Annotated in this window: 27 protein-coding genes; 18 read left to right on the forward strand and 9 right to left on the reverse strand. The window is 69.6% G+C overall.

Going from position 1 to position 20156, the window contains the following annotated elements; genetic code table 11:
- Window positions 1–8: 8 nt before the first annotated feature.
- Complete coding sequence (locus N0B51_RS02825) at window positions 9–1034, reverse strand: quinone-dependent dihydroorotate dehydrogenase (RefSeq protein WP_259960662.1); 1026 nt, start codon at window positions 1032–1034, stop codon at window positions 9–11.
- A gap of 384 nt (window positions 1035–1418) precedes the next feature.
- Here N0B51_RS02825 and N0B51_RS02830 point away from each other — a divergent pair, with 384 nt between their 5' ends.
- Genes N0B51_RS02830 through N0B51_RS02885 form a run of 12 tightly spaced genes read left to right on the forward strand, consistent with a single transcriptional unit; the run spans window position 1419 to window position 9615 of the window.
- Complete coding sequence (locus N0B51_RS02830) at window positions 1419–2387, forward strand: AraC family transcriptional regulator (RefSeq protein ID WP_259960663.1); 969 nt, start codon at window positions 1419–1421, stop codon at window positions 2385–2387.
- A 32-nt stretch (window positions 2388–2419) separates the two neighbouring features.
- A complete protein-coding gene (locus tag N0B51_RS02835; protein ID WP_259960664.1) occupies window positions 2420–2839 on the forward strand; it encodes an RrF2 family transcriptional regulator in 420 nt (139 codons plus the stop codon).
- Window positions 2836–4326, forward strand: a complete 1491-nt coding sequence (sufB, locus tag N0B51_RS02840; protein WP_259960665.1) for a Fe-S cluster assembly protein SufB — start codon at window positions 2836–2838, stop codon at window positions 4324–4326. The genes N0B51_RS02835 and sufB overlap by 4 nt, the downstream gene beginning before the upstream one ends.
- Window positions 4323–4856, forward strand: a complete 534-nt coding sequence (locus N0B51_RS02845) for an endonuclease domain-containing protein (RefSeq protein ID WP_259960666.1) — start codon at window positions 4323–4325, stop codon at window positions 4854–4856. Before sufB ends, N0B51_RS02845 begins: the two co-directional genes overlap by 4 nt.
- A complete protein-coding gene (locus N0B51_RS02850; protein ID WP_259960667.1) occupies window positions 4853–5164 on the forward strand; it encodes a hypothetical protein in 312 nt (103 codons plus the stop codon). Before N0B51_RS02845 ends, N0B51_RS02850 begins: the two co-directional genes overlap by 4 nt.
- 2 nt (window positions 5165–5166) lie before the next feature.
- On the forward strand, window positions 5167–5913 hold the full coding sequence (gene sufC, locus N0B51_RS02855) for a Fe-S cluster assembly ATPase SufC (RefSeq protein ID WP_259960809.1): 747 nt from the start codon (window positions 5167–5169) through the stop codon (window positions 5911–5913).
- Complete coding sequence (locus tag N0B51_RS02860; RefSeq protein WP_259960668.1) at window positions 5913–6323, forward strand: hypothetical protein; 411 nt, start codon at window positions 5913–5915, stop codon at window positions 6321–6323. The genes sufC and N0B51_RS02860 overlap by 1 nt, the downstream gene beginning before the upstream one ends.
- A complete protein-coding gene (locus tag N0B51_RS02865) occupies window positions 6320–7063 on the forward strand; it encodes a SufD family Fe-S cluster assembly protein (RefSeq protein WP_259960669.1) in 744 nt (247 codons plus the stop codon). Before N0B51_RS02860 ends, N0B51_RS02865 begins: the two co-directional genes overlap by 4 nt.
- 5 nt (window positions 7064–7068) lie before the next feature.
- Window positions 7069–8235 carry an aminotransferase class V-fold PLP-dependent enzyme gene (locus N0B51_RS02870; RefSeq protein WP_259960810.1) on the forward strand — a complete coding sequence of 389 codons (1167 nt, stop codon included), beginning with the start codon at window positions 7069–7071 and terminating at the stop codon, window positions 8233–8235.
- A gap of 14 nt (window positions 8236–8249) precedes the next feature.
- Window positions 8250–8762: an SUF system Fe-S cluster assembly protein gene (locus tag N0B51_RS02875; RefSeq protein ID WP_259960670.1), complete on the forward strand. Its 513-nt coding sequence runs from the start codon at window positions 8250–8252 to the stop codon at window positions 8760–8762.
- A complete protein-coding gene (locus tag N0B51_RS02880; protein ID WP_259960671.1) occupies window positions 8759–9262 on the forward strand; it encodes a GNAT family N-acetyltransferase in 504 nt (167 codons plus the stop codon). Before N0B51_RS02875 ends, N0B51_RS02880 begins: the two co-directional genes overlap by 4 nt.
- Window positions 9259–9615, forward strand: coding sequence for a HesB/IscA family protein (locus N0B51_RS02885; protein ID WP_259960672.1), 357 nt, complete (start codon window positions 9259–9261; stop codon window positions 9613–9615). The genes N0B51_RS02880 and N0B51_RS02885 overlap by 4 nt, the downstream gene beginning before the upstream one ends.
- A gap of 33 nt (window positions 9616–9648) precedes the next feature.
- On the opposite strand, the gene N0B51_RS02890 is transcribed toward N0B51_RS02885, so the two are convergent.
- Together N0B51_RS02890 and N0B51_RS02895 are read right to left on the reverse strand one after the other, a co-directional pair.
- Window positions 9649–10065, reverse strand: coding sequence for a hypothetical protein (locus N0B51_RS02890; RefSeq protein ID WP_259960673.1), 417 nt, complete (start codon window positions 10063–10065; stop codon window positions 9649–9651).
- On the reverse strand, window positions 10062–10760 hold the full coding sequence (locus N0B51_RS02895) for an EI24 domain-containing protein (protein WP_259960674.1): 699 nt from the start codon (window positions 10758–10760) through the stop codon (window positions 10062–10064). The genes N0B51_RS02890 and N0B51_RS02895 overlap by 4 nt, the downstream gene beginning before the upstream one ends.
- 150 nt (window positions 10761–10910) lie before the next feature.
- Between N0B51_RS02895 and N0B51_RS02900 the strand changes: the two genes are divergently transcribed.
- The gene (locus N0B51_RS02900) at window positions 10911–11849 is read left to right on the forward strand and encodes an adenosine kinase (RefSeq protein ID WP_259960811.1); all 939 of its coding nucleotides are present in this window, start codon (window positions 10911–10913) and stop codon (window positions 11847–11849) included.
- Here N0B51_RS02900 and N0B51_RS02905 read toward each other — a convergent pair.
- The gene (locus tag N0B51_RS02905; RefSeq protein WP_259960675.1) at window positions 11846–12331 is read right to left on the reverse strand and encodes a helix-turn-helix transcriptional regulator; all 486 of its coding nucleotides are present in this window, start codon (window positions 12329–12331) and stop codon (window positions 11846–11848) included. The two genes, N0B51_RS02900 and N0B51_RS02905, sit on opposite strands and share 4 nt — an antisense overlap.
- A 95-nt stretch (window positions 12332–12426) precedes the next feature.
- Here N0B51_RS02905 and N0B51_RS02910 point away from each other — a divergent pair, with 95 nt between their 5' ends.
- On the forward strand, window positions 12427–13218 hold the full coding sequence (locus N0B51_RS02910; protein ID WP_259960676.1) for a COG4705 family protein: 792 nt from the start codon (window positions 12427–12429) through the stop codon (window positions 13216–13218).
- Window positions 13219–13222: 4 nt separating this feature from the next.
- Here the strand turns inward: N0B51_RS02910 and N0B51_RS02915 are convergent, their stop codons facing one another.
- On the reverse strand, window positions 13223–14056 hold the full coding sequence (locus N0B51_RS02915) for a hypothetical protein (protein ID WP_259960677.1): 834 nt from the start codon (window positions 14054–14056) through the stop codon (window positions 13223–13225).
- Window positions 14057–14124: 68 nt separating this feature from the next.
- Window positions 14125–15420: a phosphoribosylamine--glycine ligase gene (purD, locus tag N0B51_RS02920; protein WP_259960678.1), complete on the reverse strand. Its 1296-nt coding sequence runs from the start codon at window positions 15418–15420 to the stop codon at window positions 14125–14127.
- Here purD and xseA point away from each other — a divergent pair.
- The 3 genes from xseA to N0B51_RS02935 are packed head-to-tail and all read left to right on the forward strand — an operon-like array spanning window position 15419 to window position 17961.
- Window positions 15419–16825: an exodeoxyribonuclease VII large subunit gene (gene xseA / locus N0B51_RS02925; protein WP_259960679.1), complete on the forward strand. Its 1407-nt coding sequence runs from the start codon at window positions 15419–15421 to the stop codon at window positions 16823–16825. The genes purD and xseA overlap by 2 nt on opposite strands.
- 24 nt (window positions 16826–16849) lie before the next feature.
- Complete coding sequence (locus N0B51_RS02930; protein WP_259960680.1) at window positions 16850–17050, forward strand: DUF2093 domain-containing protein; 201 nt, start codon at window positions 16850–16852, stop codon at window positions 17048–17050.
- Complete coding sequence (locus tag N0B51_RS02935; protein WP_259960681.1) at window positions 17047–17961, forward strand: M23 family metallopeptidase; 915 nt, start codon at window positions 17047–17049, stop codon at window positions 17959–17961. The genes N0B51_RS02930 and N0B51_RS02935 overlap by 4 nt, the downstream gene beginning before the upstream one ends.
- 10 nt (window positions 17962–17971) lie before the next feature.
- Here the strand turns inward: N0B51_RS02935 and N0B51_RS02940 are convergent, their stop codons facing one another.
- Together N0B51_RS02940 and rpmB are read right to left on the reverse strand one after the other, a co-directional pair.
- Window positions 17972–18517, reverse strand: coding sequence for a hypothetical protein (locus tag N0B51_RS02940; protein ID WP_259960682.1), 546 nt, complete (start codon window positions 18515–18517; stop codon window positions 17972–17974).
- Between the two features lie 127 nt (window positions 18518–18644).
- Window positions 18645–18935, reverse strand: a complete 291-nt coding sequence (gene rpmB, locus N0B51_RS02945) for a 50S ribosomal protein L28 (RefSeq protein WP_259960683.1) — start codon at window positions 18933–18935, stop codon at window positions 18645–18647.
- A gap of 96 nt (window positions 18936–19031) precedes the next feature.
- Here rpmB and tadA point away from each other — a divergent pair, with 96 nt between their 5' ends.
- Window positions 19032–19487, forward strand: a complete 456-nt coding sequence (gene tadA / locus N0B51_RS02950; protein WP_259960684.1) for a tRNA adenosine(34) deaminase TadA — start codon at window positions 19032–19034, stop codon at window positions 19485–19487.
- Here tadA and N0B51_RS02955 read toward each other — a convergent pair.
- A complete protein-coding gene (locus tag N0B51_RS02955) occupies window positions 19484–20149 on the reverse strand; it encodes a ribonuclease T2 family protein (protein ID WP_259960685.1) in 666 nt (221 codons plus the stop codon). The genes tadA and N0B51_RS02955 overlap by 4 nt on opposite strands.
- Window positions 20150–20156 lie beyond the last annotated feature (7 nt).

The raw sequence follows: 20156 nt of genomic DNA on the forward strand, positions 1-20156 counted from the left end.
CGGCAGTGCTACTCGCTCCCCACCGCCTCCGCAATCGAACTGAAGCCGCTCTCGCGCAGGCGCTTTTCGAGCCCCCGCACGATCCGGGTGCCGAGTCCCGGTCCTTCATAGACGAGCGCGCTGTAGAGCTGGACCAGGCTCGCCCCGGCCCGGATTCGCGCCCAGGCGTCGTCGGCGCTGGCGATCCCGCCCACGCCGACCAGCGGCAATGCGTTTCCCGCGACGGCGCGGAATCGGCGAATCTGTTCGAGCGCCAGGTCGCGCAGCGGCGCGCCCGACAGCCCCCCAGCCTCGCCCGCTTGCGCGGATCGCAGGGGCGGGCGGGTTATCGTGGTGTTCGACACGATCAGCCCCGCGATCCCGTGATCGAGCGCGGCGCGGACGATCCGCTCGTGATCGCCGTCGGCAAGGTCGGGCGCGACCTTGAGGAAGACGGGCGGCGTCGCCGCGGTCCGCGCTTCGGCGATGGCTGCGAGCAGGGCGGCGAGCTCGCCTTCGGATTGCAGGTCGCGCAGGCCCGGCGTGTTGGGCGAACTGACGTTGACGGTGAGGTAATCGGCAAGCGGCGCGAATGTCCCGATACCGCTGACGTAGTCGGCGATGCGGTCGGGCGAATCCTTGTTCGCGCCCACGTTGATGCCGATCGTCCCGCGCCGCTTGCGGCGGGCGAGCCGCGCCGCCGCCGCCCCGGCGCCGCCGTTGTTGAACCCCATCCGGTTGATGACCGCGCGGTCCTCGGCCAGCCGGAACAGGCGGGGCCTGGGATTGCCCGGCTGCGGTCGCGGCGTGATCGAGCCGACCTCGACGAACCCGAAACCGAGGCCCAGCATCGCGTCGGGCACTTCGGCATCCTTGTCGAATCCGGCGGCAAGGCCGACCGGGTTCGCGAAGGCAATCCCGGCGACGGTCGTCGCCAGCGGACCGGGCGTCGGCGGCGGCAGCGCTGGCGCAGCCTTCAACGCGGCGATCGCAAGGCGGTGGGCGCGTTCGGGCCCGAGTGTGAAAAGCACGGGAGCGGCGAGGCGGTAGAGCATCGGGGCGCCGCTATGGCGGGGGGCGGGTGGCTTGTCGAGGCGACAGATGGTTGCCCGATATGTCCAATCCTTACAACGATCGTCATCGATCCGACCGATTCCGCGTCGCTTTCATACAATCGCGCCCGAGCGAATCGGTCTAGTACGCACTTGCGACCCGAAGGGCTCGAAGCTTCATTGGCAACGAGTTCCTCCACTCAATGGCGGCCCCGGCTTCGGCCAGGGCCGCCCTTTTTTAATCCGGACGCAGCGTCGCCGGGCTGTCCGCATTTCCGGCATCCGGAGTCCGAGGGTCCGCGCCGTCTGCGGGCAGCCGCATTGAAAGCGCGCGCCGATACGGGTAATCGCTGCTGCGGGCGCGAACAGACACAGGGGCAGACACCGATGGATCGGGCGACCGACGCCGCCGCGTGGCGCGACGAACGCGAGATCGCTGAAGAGACATTGACCTCTCCCGAGGCGATGAGCCTCGCCTACATCGCCCCTCCGGCCGATCTCCAGCCCTTCGTGACCACCTTCTTCCTGTTCCGCTGCGACGAGCGGGTCATCCGCGACATCCAGCCCGCCGCCGTGGGCCAGTTCCAGGTCTACCTGCGCGGCAAGGGGCAGATGTATTATCCGCACGGCCGGGTCGATCGATCGCACCCGGTCACCCTTCAGGGGCCGACCACCGTCGCCGCGCCGTTCGAGGTCGAGGGGCCCTTCCATGCTCTGGGTGCCGCGCTGTCCGCCCTGGGCTGGGTGGCGCTGACCGGGATTCCGGCGGACGAGGCGGCCGATCGGCTCTACGACGCAGGGGAGGTGCTGGGGCCGAGCGCGCACGAGTTGGGCGCGACGCTGCGCGAGGCTTACGAGGCCGACCCCGTGGCCGATGGCGAGGCGCTCGCCCGGCAGCTTTCCGATTTCATCCGCCCCCGCCTGCGGCCCGTTCCAGGCGGTCACGTGGACGTCCTCAGGCGCGTCGCCGACTGGCTCGGCAGCGACCTCAACCCGCCGGTCCAGGCGCTGTATGATGCGTGCGGCTATTCCCCGCGCCAGGTCCAGCGCCTCGTCGCGCGCTATTTCGGGTCGAGCCCGAGCCACCTCGTGCGCGCCTACCGTGCGACGCGAGTGGTCGCGCTCCTCGCCGAACCCGACGTGACCGACGAGCGGGTGGCCGAACTGACGAACGCGTTTTACGACCAGTCGCACATGATCCGCGAGATCCGCGAATTCGTGGGCCGAACGCCCACCCGCCTGTTCGCGGAAAGCGAGACGATCCTGCGCACCCTCGTCGACGTGCGCAACTTCCGCGAGATCAAGCCCAACGTCGCGCCCCTGCCGCCGCTTGAAACCGGGGGACACGACGCCTAGGTGCAATTCGGACCGAATCATTCCGAATTGACATGCGCCTTTCGAACCTAGCCGATTACGCCGTCGTCACGATGAGCGCCGCGGCCCGCCATTGCGGCGGGGGACGGACAAGTGCGGGCGAACTCGCCGTGGAGACGGGGCTGCCCGCGCCGACGGTGGCCAAGGTGGTCAGCAAGCTGACCGCCGCCGGCCTGCTGCGCTCGGTGCGCGGCGCCCACGGCGGGCTGCAACTCGCCCGGCCGGCGGCGGCGATCAGCCTCGCCGACATCGTCGAGGCGGTCGAAGGCCCCATCGCGCTCGCCGCCTGCATCGACGGGGGCGAATGCGCGGTCGACCACGACTGCCGCGTGCGCCCGCACTGGCCGATCGTCAACGAGACGCTCCGTGGCGCCCTCGCCGGGGTGACACTGACCCGCCTGGCGCAGGACTACGAACCGGAGACACCCGCGTGACCGACGACGCGACCGACACCCAGATCACCGATGTCGCTGCCCGCGAGGCGGCCGCGAAGGCGGCCGACTACGAGCACGGCTGGTCGGCGGAGATCGACACCGAGTTCGCCGAGAAGGGACTGTCGGAAGACACCGTGCGCTTCATCAGCGCCAAGAAGGGCGAGCCCGAGTGGATGCTCGAGTGGCGTCTCAAGGCGTTCCGGCTGTGGCAGGAGATGAAGGAGCCCGACTGGGCCAAGCTCGGCTACCCGGCGATCGATTACCAGGGCGCCTACTACTACGCTGCGCCGCGGAAGAAGCCCAAGCTCGAGTCGCTCGACGAGCTCGATCCCGAGATCAAGGCTGTCTACGACAAGCTGGGCATCCCGATCGCCGAGCAGGAAGTGCTCGCGGGGGTGGAAGGTGCGCGCAAGGTCGCGGTCGACGCGGTATTCGACAGCGTCTCGGTGGCGACGACGTTCCGCGAGGAACTGAAGCGCGCCGGGGTGATCTTCCTGTCGATCAGCGAGGCGATCAAGGAACACCCCGAGCTGGTGAAGAAGTGGCTCGGCAAGGTCGTGCCGCAGCACGACAACTACTTCGCTTGCCTGAACTGCGCGGTCTTTTCCGATGGCACGTTCGTCTACGTGCCCGAAGGCGTGCGCTGCCCGATGGAGCTTTCGACCTATTTCCGCATCAACGCGGAAAACACCGGCCAGTTCGAGCGCACCCTGATCGTCGCCGAAAAGGGCAGCTACGTCAGCTACCTCGAGGGCTGCACCGCGCCGATGCGCGACGAGAACCAGCTCCACGCCGCGGTGGTCGAGCTGGTCGCGATGGAAGACGCCGAGATCAAGTACTCGACCGTGCAGAACTGGTACCCCGGCGATGCGAACGGCAAGGGCGGGATCTACAACTTCGTCACCAAGCGCGGGCTATGCCAGGGGGCGCGGTCCAAGATCAGCTGGACCCAGGTCGAAACCGGCAGCGCGGTGACGTGGAAGTACCCGAGCTGCGTTCTCAACGGGAAGGACAGCGTGGGCGAGTTCTACTCGGTCGCGGTGACCAACAACTTCCAGCAGGCCGACACCGGCACCAAGATGATCCACAACGGCAGCGGCAGCCGCTCGACGATCATCTCGAAGGGCATTTCGGCGGGCAAGAGCAACAACACCTACCGCGGCCTCGTCCGCGTCGCCGCCAATGCCGAGAACGTGCGCAACTTCACCCAGTGCGATTCGCTGCTGCTCGGTGACAGGTGCGGCGCGCACACCGTGCCCTACATCGAGGTCAAGAACCCCACCGCGCAGATCGAGCACGAGGCGACCACCAGCAAGATCAGCGACGACCAGCTGTTCTACGCGATGCAGCGCGGCCTGGGGCAGGAGGAAGCGGTGGCGCTGATCGTCAACGGCTTCGCAAAAGAAGTGCTGAAAGAGCTGCCGATGGAGTTCGCGGTCGAGGCACAGAAGCTGCTGGCGATCAGCCTTGAAGGGAGCGTGGGATGACCGAGCGCAAGACCCTCCAGCTCCGCGATCCGTCCGAGACCGCCGACGCCGCGCCCGCGATCAGGAAGAAGGGGCGCGGGTGGGAGATTTCCGAAAAGCGTCTCGATGCGCTGCACGACATGGCGCGCGAGAAGCGGCGGCATTCGAGCCCCGCGCACAAGGCGCTCGCGGAAAAGTTTGCCAAGGCCGATTTCGGCAGGTGGAAGTTCACCCGCCATACGGTGATCGGCAGCGCGATCGTCGATTTCGGCAGCACCAACCTGGGGCTGGCGATCATGCTCGACGAGGAGGGGCAGGATCCTGCGCTCGCCACCCGCCGCGACAAGAGCCTCGAGGCGGTCGGCATCCGCGTGATGCGGATTGCAGCCGCCGACGTGCTCGACGACATGGACGCCGTGCTCGCCCGCATCACCGAGGTCATGCGCGAGCGGATCGCCGACAAGAAGACCGCCGCGCGCAGGCACGCCGCGGAAAATCCCAACCAGCATTACGAGCGGCCCAACCGCCGCCCGCGGGAGAACCGCGAATGACCCGGCCCTTCATCGCCGCGCTGGCTCTCGCGAGCCTTGCCGCGCCCGCATTCGCGGAGAGCGTGCCCGCCGACATTGCCGAGGGGCGCCTGCGCGGCTGCCTGCTGGCGAGCGCGACCTCGCCCACGCAATCCGACCTCAATGCCAAGGTGATCGAGGCGCGCGCGTTCTGCGGCGCGCAGATCAAGCGGGTGCGCGAGAACCGCGCCGCTGCCGCATCGACTGCCAGTGCCAAGGCCGAAGCGGGCCGCAAGCTCGATGCTGAAATCGCGCAAGCGGTGGCCAACTTTTCCGGACTGACCTCATGACCATGCTCAAGATCGAAAATCTCCACGCCACCGTCGGCGACACCGAGATCCTCCGCGGCCTTTCGCTCGAGATCGGCGCGGGCGAGGTGCACGCGATCATGGGGCCGAACGGCGCGGGCAAGTCGACGCTCGCCTATGTCCTCGGCGGCCGTCCCGGCTACGAGGTGACGGCAGGCTCGGTGACGTTTGACGGCGAGGACATGCTCGCGCTCGATCCGCACGAGCGCGCTGCGGCGGGACTGTTCCTCGGCTTCCAGTACCCGGTCGAGATCCCGGGCGTATCGAACGTCCAGTTCCTGCGCGAAGCGCTCAATTCGCAGCGTGCCGCCCGCGGGGAAGAGCCGCTCACCGGCGGCGAGTTCCTCAAGCTCGCCAAGGAGAAGGCCGGGCTGCTGCGGATGGACATGGAGATGCTCAAGCGCGCTGTGAACGTTGGGTTTTCCGGCGGCGAGAAGAAGCGCGCCGAGATGGTCCACATGGGCATCCTCGACCCGAAGCTGGCGGTGCTCGACGAGACCGATTCGGGCCTCGACATCGACGCGCTCAAGGTGGTCGGCGAGGGGATCAACGCGATCATGCGCGCGCCCGGCAAGGCGGTGCTGCTGATCACCCACTACCAGCGCCTGCTCGACTACGTGCAGCCCGACAAGGTGCATATCCTGTCGAAGGGCCGGATCGTGAAGTCGGGCGGCCCCGAACTCGCCATCGAACTCGAGCGCGAGGGCTACGAAGCGGCGGTGGCGGCGTGATGGGCTGGCTCGCCCCCGCATTGCTGATCATGGCCCAGGCCGCGCCGGCCGGAGCGCCTGCCAACGTTGATCGCTCCAGGATCGATCCCGGGGTCGCCGCGCAAGTGCCCAAGATCGCTGAGAAGCTGCGCGACTGGCGCGGCGGCTGGGGCGCGGTGGGCGACAAGCTCGCGTGCAAGACGGTCAGGTCCTCGGGCGACGAGGAGATCGACGCGATCGGCTGCTATGCCACGCTGTCGTGCGTCAAGCCCGCCTACCCCGAACTGAAGGCGATCGCCGATGGCAAGGGGACTGAGGACGAGAAGAAGGCGAGGATGCGCGCCCACCTCGACGGGCTGCAGACCTGCATGACGCAGTATCGCGGACAGGGCATCGCCGCGCTCGCGCGCAAGCGGGGGGGCGCGAAATGAGCCTCGGGACGCTGCCCACGACGCGCGACGAGCAATGGCGCTATGCCGATCCGGCGGCGCTCGAGACACTGGCGCCGGCGGACCTCGACGCCTGGCGCGCGGTGACGCTGGCTCCGGGCGAAACGCGCACCAAGGACCTGATCCTGGGCGATGCGCACGCCGGCATCCACCGCGTTCGGCTCGATGTCGGCGCGGGCGCGCGGGCGGAGATCTTCGCGGTGCTCTCGGGCCAGGCCTATACCCGGCTCGAGGTCGAGGTGACGCTGCACGACGGCGCGCATTTCGAACTCGGCGGGGTGACCATTGGCGGGGGCGCGGCGACCCGCGAGATTGTCACCCGCGTGAACCACGCCGAGCCAGGGGCGACGAGCAACCAGGTCGTGCGCGCGGTCCACTGGGGCAGCGCGACCGGCAATTTCCTCGGCCGGATCGCGGTGGCGCGCCACGCGCAGAAGACCGATGCGGCGCAGAGCTTCAAGGGCCTTCTGCTCGAGCGCGGGGCGAGCGCGAATGCCAAGCCCGAGCTCGAGATCTTCGCCGACGACGTGAAGTGCGCCCACGGCGCCGCGGTCGGCCAGATGGACGAGGCGGCGCGGTTCTACATGGCGAGCCGGGGCTTGCCGCCCGAAGCCGCGCGGGCGCTGCTCGTGCGTGCATTTGTCGCTGATGCCTTCGCCGCGCACGGTAAACCCGATGCCCTGCTCGAAGCGGCGCTGTCGCCGCTGGAGGCGCGGGCGTGAACCAGATGACCGCCATTGACCGCAAGAGCGAATTTCCCGGTCTTGCCGGCGGCTGGCACTATCTCGACACCGCGGCCACGGCGCAGAAGCCGCAGGGCGTGATCGACGCGGTCACCCGCGCGCTCGGGACCGATTACGCAACCGTCCACCGCGGGGTCTACGGCCGCTCGGCGCAGATGACGCTCGGCTACGAGGCCGCGCGCCGGCGGGTCGCGGCGTTCGTCGGCGGGGCCGAGGAGGAGATCGTCTTCACCCGCGGCGCGACCGAGGCGATCAACCTCGTCGCCTACAGTTACCCCGAAAAGGGCCGGGTGCTGCTCTCGACGCTCGAACACCATTCGAACATCGTCCCCTGGCAGCTTGCCGGGTGGCAGGTCGATGTCTGCCCGCTGACGGACGACGGCCGGATCGACCTCGACGCGGCGCAAGCTATGCTCACGCCGGAACACACGATGGTCGCCCTCGCGCACGTCTCGAACGTGCTCGGCTCGACGCTCGACGCGACGCGCGCGGCGGACCTCGCGCACGCCGTTGGCGCGAAGCTGCTGCTCGACGGCTGCCAGGCGGTGCCGCGAATGCCGGTCGACGTCGCTTCGATCGGCTGCGATTTCTATGCCTTCAGTGCGCACAAGCTCTATGGCCCGACCGGGATCGGTGCGCTGTGGGGCCGCGCGGATCTGCTCGACGCGATGCCGCCGTGGCAGGGCGGCGGATCGATGATCGACAAGGTCACGTTCCCCTTCACGACTTACGCTCCGCCGCCGCAGCGATTCGAAGCCGGCACGCCCGCGATCGTCGAGGCGATCGGCTTTGCCGCCGCGTGCGATTACGTCGACGCGATCGGCCTCGATGCCATTCATGCCCACGAAGCCGGGCTGGTCCGTTCGCTGCGCGATGCGCTGCGGCCGATGAACGACGTGACGCTGCTGGGTCCCGAGGACAGCGCAGGGATCGTCAGCTTTACGATGGAGGGCGTTCACCCGCACGACCTCGGCACGATTCTCGACGAGGAGAACGTCGCGATCCGCGCGGGGCACCACTGCGCGCAGCCGCTGATGGAGCACCTCGGGGTGTCGGCCACCGCGCGGGCCAGCTTCGGGCTCTACAGCTCGCAGGACGACATCGACGCGCTGGTCCGCGGGATCGAGCGCGCCCGGAGGATATTCTCGTGACGCAGGATTTTCGCATGAGCACCGAAACCGACGCCGACGACGTCAAGAAGACCTGGGTCGCCGCGCCCGCGCCGAATGAGGAGGTGGTCAAGCCGCCCCGCGCCCGCGTGTCCGACGCGGCGGACGCGGACGAGTCCCCCCGCGAGACTTTCGAGCGCAAGCGCGACTACCTTGAAGGGTTCCTCGCCAAGAAGCCGGACGTCGCGCACGCCGGCGAGCCGGGTGGCGACCTCTACGAGGCGGTGGTCGAGGCGCTCAAGGAAATCTACGACCCCGAGATCCCGGTGAACATCTACGATCTCGGCCTGATCTACGCGGTCGAGGTGAGCGAGGACGCCGATGCCAAGGTGACGATGACGCTCACCACTCCGCACTGCCCGGTCGCCGAATCGATGCCGGGCGAGGTCGAACTGCGCGTCGGCGCGGTGCCCGGGGTACGCGATGCCGAGGTCAACCTCGTCTGGGACCCGCCGTGGGGCCCCGACAAGATGACCGACGAAGCGCGGCTCGAACTGGGCATGCTGTGAGCGACGCGCTTGCCCCCGAACTGACCGTCACGCGCGCCGACTATGCCGACCCGGCGGATGCCGCGGCGGTGGTCGACCTGCTGGACGCCTATGCCCGCGATCCGATGGGCGGGGGCGAGCCGCTGGCGGGCGAGGTGCGCGCGCGCCTCGTCGAGCGGCTCGCCGCGCATCCCGGCGCGTTCTCGCTGATCGCGCGGGTGGACGGCGAACCGGTGGGCCTCGCCAACTGCCTGACCGGGTTCTCGACTTTCGCCGCGCGCCCGCTGGTCAACGTGCACGACGTGGCCGTGCTGCCTGGCCACCGCGGAAAGGGCATCGGCAAGGCCCTGTTTGCCGCGATCGAGGCCGAGGCGAAGGCGCGCGGCGCCTGCAAGGTCACGCTCGAGGTCCTGTCGGGCAACGCGTCGGCGATCGCGCTCTACTCCGCGCTCGGCTACGGCCAGTATGCGCTTGATCCCGCGATGGGGAACGCCCAGTTCTGGGAGAAGAAGCTGCCATGACCGACACACCGATCCGCAAGCGCCCCGCCGCCGTGATCCTCACCCCCGCCGCCGAGGCGCGGGTGGCCGCGCTGATGGCGAAGGCGCCGCAGGGCGCAATCGGGGTCAAGCTGTCGACCCCGCGGCGGGGCTGCTCGGGCCTTGCCTACTCGGTCGACTACGTGACCGAGGAAGCGAAGTTCGACGAGAAGATCGAAACCCCGGGCGGCACCTTCTACATCGACGGCGCCAGCGTGCTCTATCTCGTCGGCAGCACGATGGATTGGGTCGAGGACGATTTCACCGCCGGGTTCGTGTTCGCCAATCCCAACGCCAAGGGCGCGTGCGGGTGCGGCGAGAGCTTCATGGTGTGAACCCCGCCGGGGCCCGCGACCCGGCGGCGGCGCCTACTTCCCGAGCGCCCTGACGCAGGCCGCGCGGTCGACATCGAGCCCATCGCTTGCCCGCCGTGCATCGACATAGGTCGCAGTCGGCGTCGCCCCCGCGCTCGGCGGGTAGAGGTAGACGTCGAGGACGCACGCCTCGCCCGAGAACTGCAGCTTCCTGGCGTCGCCTTCCCACACGTCGAGCCGCGCAGGTCCGAAGCGTCGTTGCAAGGCGGCGCTGTCGGCGCCGATCACCCCTTCGAGGCCCGGCATGTTCATCACCCGTGCCGGCCGGAAACCGCCCGCCGGTGGAGGCGCCGGCCTGGTCGCCGGGACCGCCGCGACGCGCGCGGGCGCAGGGGTCGAGGCAACCGGTGTGCCGGTGGTCGGTCCGCAGGCAGCGAGCGCGAGCGGAAGAAGATAGGCGAGACGGTTCAAGGCTGATCGGTTCCGGGTTGGCGTTTGCGTGACTGGACGAGGTGGGTTGCCGCCGCCGCCCCCAGCACCGGGGCGAGCAGGTTGGCGAATGGCACCAGCAGCAACGCGGAAACGATCCCGCCAAGCGCGAAGCGTGTCAAGCCGGACAGCGGCAAAGCGTCCGCGTCCGACGCCCGATGCCGCAGCCAGGCCATGTCCATCAGCTCGCGCCCGAGCAGCCAGCCGTTGACCGCCCAGAACAGGATCGGCGTCCCGATCCCGGTCGCCAGCAGGAGGACCGCGACCGGCAGCGCCAGCGCGTTGACGAGAATCGCGCGCGCGATCCCTTTCAAGGCGTTGCGGGCGTCCTGCGCGAACGACAGCGTGCGGGCGCTTGCCGCCGCGGCGGGATAGTTGCGCGCCTCGACCGCAAGTACCACTTCGTCCGCGAAGAACTGCAGCACCGCCAGCGCGACGATGCGGAAGCCGAGCCACCCTGCCAGCACCGTCAGCACCATCGCGGCGAGCGCCGACAGCTCGGCGCTGAACGCGACCTCGAGCGAGACCAGCCAGCGATGGAGCGCCAAAAGGCCCGCACCGCCGGCCACGACGAAGATCGCCAGGGTCACCGCCATGCTTTTCGCCAGCACCGCGAGTACGCGGCGGTCGCCGAGCTGGCCGAGAGCGAGCGCGAAAGCGTGAGGGACCCGGATCATATCCCGACTCCTACCGCTTGGACTCGCGGGCACAAGCGGCTAGGCGCGCCGGGATTTTCGCTTTCGTAATCCAAGGATACCCGAGTGACCGATACCCGCCCCGAGACGCGTTACGATGTGATCGCGATCGGCAACGCCATCGTCGACGTGATGGCCGCCTGCGACGACGCCACGATCGAGCGGCTTTCGCTCAACAAGGGCGGGATGACCCTCGTCGACGCCGAGGGCGCCGCGCGGCTTTACGACGCGATGGGGCCGGCGAAGGAGATTTCCGGCGGTTCGGCCGCGAACACGCTCGCGGGCCTCGCGGCGCTCGGCAGCCGGTGCGCGTTCATCGGCCAGGTCGCCGACGACCAGTTCGGCAAGGTCTTCGCGCACGACATCCGCGCGGGCGGGATCGATTTCGACACCCCGGCGCGTGCGGCCGAGCCGCCGACCGCCCAGTGCCTGATCTTCGTCACCCCGGATGCGCAGCGCACGATGAACACCTTTCTCGGCGCCAGCCAGTACCTGCCGGCCGCCGCGCTCGACGAGGACGCGATCGCCGCGGCGAAAATCCTCTACCTCGAAGGGTACCTGTGGGACCCGGAAGAACCGCGGGCTGCGATGCGCCGGGCGATCGATGCCGCCCGACGGGCGGAGCGCGAAGTGGCCTTCACGCTCAGCGAGGTCTTCGTCATCGACCGTCACGGCGACGACTTCCGCGCGCTGATTGACGAGGGGCTGATCGACGTGCTGTTCGCCAACCACACCGAACTCGCGGCGCTGACCGGCGAGAGCGACCTCGAATCGGGAATCGCAGCGCTGGCGGGCAAGGTGCCGACCCTGGTCGTCACCTGCAGCGCCGACGGGGCCGTGGCGGTGCGCGGCGCGGAACGGGCGCGCACCGACGCCTTGCCGACCAGGGTCGTCGACACCACCGGAGCGGGCGACCTGTTCGCCGCGGGCTTCCTCCACGGGCACGTCAACGGCGAACCGCTCGAAACCTGCCTCCGGCGCGGCGCGATCTGCGCGGCCGAGATCATCAGCCACTACGGTGCGCGGCCGGAAGCGGACCTCAGGGCGCTGATGGCGGAAAAGCTGGGCTAGGCGGTCGCGCGGCTCCTCTCGGCCGCGATCGGTTCGATCAGGTCGTCGAGGAACAGCGCCATCAGGCCTGATTGTCCGCCCACCCCCGCCTTTGCATAGACCTGGCTGAGCTGCGAGCGGACGGTGCCTTGCGCGGCACCGCGCAGGCGCGCGATCTCGGCGATCGGGCAACCCTTGAGCGCGAACAGCGCCACTTCGGTTTCGGCGGCCGAGAGGTTCCATTCGGCGAAACGGTCGCGCATGATCGCGCTCAATGCGCCGCGTGCTGCGGCGAGCGCGCGATCGCGGCGATGCGCCTCGGCATGAAGGGTGCGCAACGTCATCGCGGCCCAGGCGATGCCGGCGAGCAGCGCCAGACCGACAATGATGTCGACCGGGGCGTATCCCTCGGCCGCTCCGTCGTAGATGAAATACGCGGCGGCCAGCGCCTGGAGCGCCAGCACCGCGAACGCCGCAATTTCCTGTCTGCCGCGCCCGGACATGTCCGCTCCTGCTTGAAACCGTTCCGATAAGCGCGTGCTTATGGGCAATCGCACGCGTGAATCCTAGCTGCGGCGTTCCGGACTGAGGAGCGACCATGAGGAACGAATTGCGCGATACGCTGACCAAGGTCCCGGCGGTGACGCTGGGGTTCTGGATCATCAAGATCCTCGCCACGACCTTCGGCGAAACGATGGGCGACACGGTCAGCATGAGCTGGCTGGGCGAGACCACCGCCAGGGCGGGGCAGCTCGGGATCGACGGATACCTCGTCGGCACGGCGATCTTCGGTCTCGCGCTGGCGCTGCTGGTCGCCGCGCAGATCAGGGCGAGCCGATTCCACCCGTTTCTCTACTGGACGACGATCATCGCCTCGACCACCGCGGGCACCACGCTGGCCGATTTCGCCACGCGCTCGCTCGGCATCGGCTACCCGGGCGGTTCGCTGATGCTTCTGTCGCTGGTGCTCATTGCGCTGTTCGTCTGGCATCGCGCGATGGGGTCGGTTTCGGTCAGTTCGATCCACGAGCCGCGCGCCGAGGTCTACTACTGGCTCACGATCACCTTCTCGCAGACGCTCGGCACCGCGCTCGGCGACTGGGTCGCCGACGGCGCGCTCGGGTACGCCGGCGCGGCGGCGATTTTCGGCGGGGCGCTCGCGCTCGTCGCGGCCGCGTACTTGCGCACCCGCATCAGCCACGTTGCGCTGTTCTGGGTCGCGTTCATCCTCACCCGCCCGCTCGGCGCGGTGGTCGGCGACTTCCTGGACAAGCCGGTTTCGCACGGCGGGCTCGAATTGAGCCGCGCGGCGTCCTCTGCGGCGCTGGCGGGGGCGATCCTGCTCCTGGTCCTGATCGTGCCCCAGCGCGCCGGCCGGGTCGGCCGCTGACGGGTCAGACCGCCGGCGCGGCGTCGCGAACGCGTCGGCCCTCGCCGCTTGCCGGTGCGGCGCGCCACCCCAGCCACGCGGCCCCGCCGCCGAGCAAGGCCGCCGCTGTAAGCGTCACGAACGCGGGTATCGCGGCATAGGCGCGGAAAAGGTCTCCGAGCGCCTTGTTTCCAGGCACGGTCCACATGACGACCGCCTGCGTCATCATAAACGCCGCCGCGACCAGCCACGGTGCACCGTGCCGGCGATTGCGAAAGTAGAGTGCCAGCGCGAATGCCGTCATCAGCAGGTCGCCGATCAGGATTTCGTCGAACACGGCCTGCGGTCCCTGGCTGTCGATCACGTTGAGCCACGGAAGGTACCGGTCGATCACCCGGCTGAACGGCGATTCGAACAGGATCATCGGGGTGGCCAGCATATACCCGGCGTGCAGCCGCACGGTCCGGCGGTGGCGCAGCGCCTGGTAATAAAGCGTGAGATAGGCCGCGATCGCGATCGCCATGCCGACGCCGAACGAGGGGCCGGCATAGAGGATGAAATCGTCCTCCCTGGCCGCAAAGCGCGCTGCGGCGTGGTTGATGATCATCATCAGCCCCACGATCAGCAACGGGAACAGCACGAAGCTCGCAAGGCCGATCGTGCGGTGCAGGGCGTTCATCCGCCGCTGGATGGAGACGACCTGGACGATCAGCAGCGCGAGCCAGGTCATCGCGGTCATCGCGTGAACATGGAAAGCGAGCGGGACGTTTCCGATCGGCGCGAAATAGCTCGCCCAGAACCCGGCGAGGATGACGAGCAAGACGCCCGCGACGTAGTAATGGGCATGGCGATACGGCACGGCAGTTCCCTCCCCCCGGAGTTCCGCGACCGCCGGGGGAGGCTATCAGGCGCGAATCGACGCGTCCACTAGCCCACGGCTTCCGCCTCGCGCGCGGCTTCGCGCCACCCGATGTCCCGGCGGCAGAAGAGGCTTGGCGCTTCGATCGCGTCGACCGCGGCGTAGGCGCGCTCCCGCGCTTCTCGGACCGTGGCGCCCATCGCGGTGACGTTGAGCACGCGGCCGCCGCTGGCGACGAGGTCGCCGGCAGACCTGGCGGTGCCCGCCTGAAACACCTTCGCGCCGTTCGCCTCGGCATCGCCGAGGTCGATCGCGCCGCCCTTCGCTGGAGTGCCCGGATAGCCTTCGGCCGCCATCACCACCGTCAGCGCGACATCCTTGCGCATCCTGACCGGCTGGACGCGCGAAAGGCGGTTCTGGGCGCAGGCGAGCAGCAATTCGCCGAGGTCGTCCTCGAGCCGCATCATCAGCACCTGGCATTCCGGGTCGCCGAAGCGGCAGTTGTATTCGACGAGCTTGGGTCCCTCGCGCGTCAGCATCAGCCCGGCGAAGAGCACGCCCGAATACGGCATTCCCGCGTCCGCGAGCGCGCGCACGGTCGGCGCGACGATCCGCTCGATCACCTCGCCGCGCAGCAGCGGGGTAAGCACGCGCGCGGGGGAATAAGCGCCCATGCCGCCGGTGTTGGGGCCGGTGTCGCCTTCGCCGACCCGCTTGTGATCCTGCGCGCTGCCGAACGCGAGCACGCTGGCACCGTCGGTGAGCGCGAAGAAGCTCACTTCCTCGCCCTCCATGAACTCCTCGATCACGACCTCGGCGCCCGCGTCTCCGAAGCCGCCGCCGAACATGTCCGCGAGCGCCGCCTCGGCCTCTTCGAGCGTATCTGCGATCACCACGCCCTTGCCCGCGGCGAGCCCATCGGCCTTGAGCACGTAGGGCGGGGTGAAGTTCTCCAGCGCCGCCGCGGCGTTGGCGAGCGAGGTCGCCCGGACGTACCCCGCGGTGGGGATGCCGGCCTTCTGGCACAGATCCTTGGTGAATCCCTTGCTCCCCTCGAGCTGCGCGGCCTCCTTGCCGGGCCCGAACACGTCGAAGCCTTCGGCGCGCAGCGAATCGGCGAGCCCGTCGACCAGCGGCGCCTCGGGCCCGATCACAACGAGGCCGATCCGCCTTTCCTCGCAGAAGCGGACGACGGCGGCGTGGTCGGCGGCGTCGAGCGCGACAAGGTCGGCGTGGCGTTCGATCCCCGGGTTGCCCGGCGCGGCGTAGAGCCTATCTCCCTCGTCCGAGAGCAGCCGGGATTGCGCGAGCTTCCATGCCAGCGCATGTTCGCGCCCGCCGCTGCCCAGCAAAAGGATGTTCATGCCCGCTCCCGATTTCGATGCCGAAGGTAACCGTGCGGGGCTGGTAGCGAAGGGGCGGGCCGGGGACAACGCCGAGCCGCTCACGGTGTCCGAACTGTCCGGCCTGCTCAAGCGCACGGTCGAGGACCGCTTTGGATTCGTCCGCCTGCGCGGCGAGCTGTCGGGCGTGAAGCGCGCCGCCTCGGGCCATCTCTACTGCTGCCTCAAGGACGACAAGGCGGTGATCGACGGGGTCATGTGGCGCGGGAGCGCCGAGCGACTGGCGTTCGTGCCCGAGGACGGGCTCGAAGTCGTCGCCAGCGGCAAGCTGACGACGTATCCGGGCCGCTCGAAATACCAGGTCGTGATCGACAACCTCGAACTCGCGGGCGAGGGCGCGCTGCTCGCGCTGCTCGAGAAAACGCGCCAGCGGCTTGCCGCCGAAGGGCTGTTCGCGCCGGAACGCAAGCGACCGCTGCCGTACCTGCCGGCGACGATCGGGGTCGTCACTTCGCCCACCGGGGCGGTGATTCGCGACATCCTTCACCGCCTGGCGGACCGGTTTCCGAGCCGCGTCGTGGTCTGGCCGGTGCTCGTCCAGGGGCAGGGCGCGGCCGACCAGGTCGCCGCCGCGGTGCGCGGGTTCTCGGCGCTGCCCGCGGGGCACGCACTGCGCCCCGACCTGCTGATCGTCGCGCGCGGCGGCGGATCGATCGAGGACCTGTGGAGCTTTAACGAGGAAGTCGTCGTGCGCGCGATCGCCGCCTCGACGATCCCGACGATCAGCGCGGTCGGGCACGAGACCGACACCACGCTTGCGGATTTCGCCGCCGATCGCCGCGCGCCGACGCCGACCGCGGCTGCCGAGATGGCGGTACCGGTGCGGCGCGAACTCGCCGCGACGCTCGCCGACTTCGCGGTGCGCAAGCAACGCTGCGCGCTGCGCCCGGTGGAACTGGGTCGCGAACGGCTCGAGGCGCGAGTCCGGCGGATGCCGCGGATCGAGGCGCTGCTCGCCCCGCAGGCGCAGACGCTCGACGACCTCGCCGGGCGGCTGCGCCAGGGGCTGCGCGACCGGGCCGGCGCGGCGCGCGAGGCGCTGCAGCACGATCGCGCCCGGCTTTCCCCCGCGCTGCTGCGGCACCGCGTCGAGCGCGCGCAGGACCGGCTCGACGCGGCCAAGCGGCTGATGGACACGATCAATCCGAACAACCTGCTGCAGAAAGGCTATGTCCGGGTCACCGGCGCGGGGGGGCAGACGCTCGTCGATGCCTCCGCCGCCAAGGGCGAGGCCGCGCTGACGCTGCACTTCCGCGACGGGCCGCTCGAGGTGGCCCCACTCGCGGGGGCGCAGCACAAGCCGCGCCGGGTGCCGCCGGCGCGACGGGCGGAACCGCCCGCCGGTCAGGACGATTTGTTCGGGTGAGCGCGAGATGATAGAGGCGATGCCATGCTGATGAATGCAAGCGATCGGGCGGCCCAACTGATCTACGGGCCCAACGGGTTTCGCGTCATGCGGCCCGGCAACCACGTCGTCTGCGCGGCAAGCGGCGTTCCGGTGCCGCTCGAGGAACTGCGGTACTGGAGCGTGGAGCGGCAGGAGGCCTACGCCAGCGCCGAACTCGCAACGCGGAGGCTCATCTCCGGGTGAAGCGTCGCGCGGTCGTAACCCTGTCGCTGGTCGTGGGTGCCTGCGTCCCGGCGGGCGCTCCGCCCGCGCCGGACAGCACCGCGATTGTCCAGCCGGTGCGCAAGCCGACCCCCGCGCCCACGCCCTCTGCCGCCGCGGTGCCCGCGCTCTCCGGCCCGAGCACGTTCGTGTTCGACGGACAGCTCACCCAGGGCGGCTGGATCCGCGGGCAGGCGCCCGCCGGCACCCGCAGCGCAAGCCTCGGCGACACGGCGCTTCGGCTCGACGCCGAGGGGCGGTTCTTCGCCGCGTTTGACCGCGATGCCGGCCCGTCGCAAACGCTGACCGCGCGGCTCGCCGACGGTCGCGTGGTCGAGAGCCCGCTGACGGTCAGCCCGCGGGCGTGGAACATCGAGCACATCGACGCCGCGCGCCTCCCGGGCGGGCCGACCGAGGCGTTCATGCGGATTCGCCGACCCGAACTGGCGCGCATTCGTGCCGCCCGCGCCACCGATCACGACGTCGATGGCTGGCGGCAGGCCTTCGTCTGGCCGGTCAAGGGGCGCATCTCGGGGCGGTTCGGCGCGCAGCGGATCTATCGCGGCGAGCCGGGTTCGTACCACTCGGGCCTCGACATCGCGCCTGGGGGTGGCACGCCTTACGTTGCGCCCGCCGACGGCATCGTCGTGCTGGCGGCGACCAGCCCGTTCTCGCTCGAGGGCAACCTGCTGATGATCGACCACGGCGGCGGGCTCAACAGCGCGTTCCTGCACTCGGACCGGCTGGTGGTGAGCGAAGGGCAACGGGTCAAGCAGGGGCAGCTGCTCGGCTACGTCGGCGCGAGTGGGCGAACGACCGGGCCGCATCTTCACTGGTCGCTCGAATGGCAGGGCGCGCGGCTCGACCCGCTGCTGTTCCTCCCGCCGCAATAGGAAGGGCGGGTCAGTCCACCCGCTTGACGCGAATGCCGCGGCGGCCCGCGATGTTCGCCATATAGCTTCCCATCGCCGCCTTGCGGATCACGATCTCCTCGCCGCGGGTCGGGTCGCGGTAGAGGACCTGGCTGTCGGTCTGTTGCCAGCGGGCACCGTCGGGAAGCACGAAATACCATTTGCCCGGGGCGTATTCGCCGGCCCGCGCAATCGTGCTGGTCAGGGTCTGGAACTCCTCGCTCTCGTCGTCGTCGCCCCCGAAGATGCCCAGCTTGGGAAGCGTGAACCCGAACAGGCCCTTGCGGGTTTCGCGCACCGCCTCGCGGTCGGCGAAGGCGATGTCCCTGGCCGCTTCGGCAGCGGCGAGCGCGGCCGACGCCGCATCGAAGCACGCGAGCCTGCGGTCGGCCTCGGCGATCTCACGGCAAGAGTAGATGCCTTCGATCACGGCCGGGGTGGCGGTTGGCTGGGGATCGCGCGCGGCCGCGGTGCCTCCGCCGAACGCGCCGGCGACAACGGCGCCGGTGACAAGGGCACAGGTGACAAGGCGTTTCATCGTCGGCAACCCGTTTCTCCCGGCCGTTTTCTGGCTTGCGACCCCGGCATAGCATTGGCCAGACAACGCGAAAAGGGCGCGCGGACCGAGGTCTCGCGCGCCCTTTCGAGCAGCCCTGGGACCGCAATCAGGCGGCGGTCTTTTCCGCCTTCTTCAGCTCGCGCTTCACCTTGAGCGCGCTGGCCGAAAGCTTGTCGTCGCTGGTCTTCAGCAGCCACGCATCGAGCCCGCCGTTGTGCTCGACCGAGCGCAGGCCCTGGGTCGAAACGCGGAACTTGAAGCTGCGGTCGAGCTTCTCGCTCATCAGCGTCACGTTCTGCAGGTTGGGCAGGAAGACCTTCTTGGTCTTGTTGTTGGCGTGGCTCACGTTGTGGCCGACCTGGCGGCCCTTGCCGGTGAGTTCGCAGATGCGGGACATGACAAATCTCTTCGATAAGCTGGTTCGGCAGTGCCGGGAAAGGCGCGCGCTTAGCGAGGCACTCGCGAATCGTCAAGCACCTGCTAGGGAACCGCGATGACCCGCTGGCCGCTTCCCGAACCGATGAAACGCGCGCTCGCGCTCGCGCAGGCAGCGGCCGAGGCGGGCGAAGTGCCGATCGGCGCGGTCGTCGTCAAGGACGGGCGCGTGGTGGGGGAGGGCCGCAACGCGCCGCGCGGTCTGCACGATCCCACCGCGCACGCCGAGATCGCTGCGATTCGGATGGCGGCGACCGTGCTCGGCAACGAGCGGCTGACGGGCTGCGAGATGTTCGTCACGCTCGAACCGTGCGCGATGTGTGCCGGCGCCATCGTTCACGCGCGGATCGCGCGGCTGACGTACGCGGCGCCCGATCCCAAGGGCGGCGCGGTCGCCCACGGCGCGCGGGTGTTCGACCATCCCCAGGCGCTCCACAAGCCCGAGGTCGTGAGCGGCATCGGCGAGGCCGAGGCGGCCGAAATGCTGCGCGGGTTCTTCCGCGAAAGGCGCTAGAGCCCGCGCCAGATCTTTATCGGCGCGCCGTCCCTGGCGCCCAGTCGCCGGCGGTCGCACGCCCTCGGCATGAAGTCATTGCCGTAGCAGAGCCGCAGTTCCTGCAGCCAGCCGCGCGCGTTGAGCTTCACGCCGACCGCATCGCGCGGCCACGCGGGGTTCGCGTAGGTCCACCGATCGCGCAGCATCCCGGCGGTGAGGCCCGGCTCCTTCGACAGCCGGTCGAGGTCGGGCAGGCGCAGGCTGTCCCACAGGATGCGGGTGACGCGGAAATAGGTTTCCGGGCGGCGTACCATGCAGGTGCCGTGCTTGGCCCACTCGATCGCCTGCATCCGGGCCGAGGGCATCATGCACAGGTTCCGGCGAACCTCGGCGGGCGAGGGCCTGCGCGGGCTCGGGCACCACTGCGGCCAGCCGGAGAGACCTTCGGGCCACAGGCCGTGGACGACCAGCCCGAACCGCCCGCTCCGGCCGGAACACTGCATGGCATCGGCGGCGCGCGTCTCGCGCCCCTTGCAGAACTCGGGCGCCCAGCTGAGCGCAAGGGTGTAGCCGGTGATGGGTACTCGGCGCACGGGGCCGTCGGGGCGCACTTGCGGGACCTCGACGCCTGGGGGAACGCGGCACTGATATGCCTGCGCCGCGGCCGGGGCGGCGGCCAATGCGCAC

The sequence above is a fragment of the Tsuneonella litorea genome, assembly GCF_025154015.1.
Classification (GTDB): Bacteria; Pseudomonadota; Alphaproteobacteria; order Sphingomonadales; family Sphingomonadaceae; genus Tsuneonella; species Tsuneonella litorea.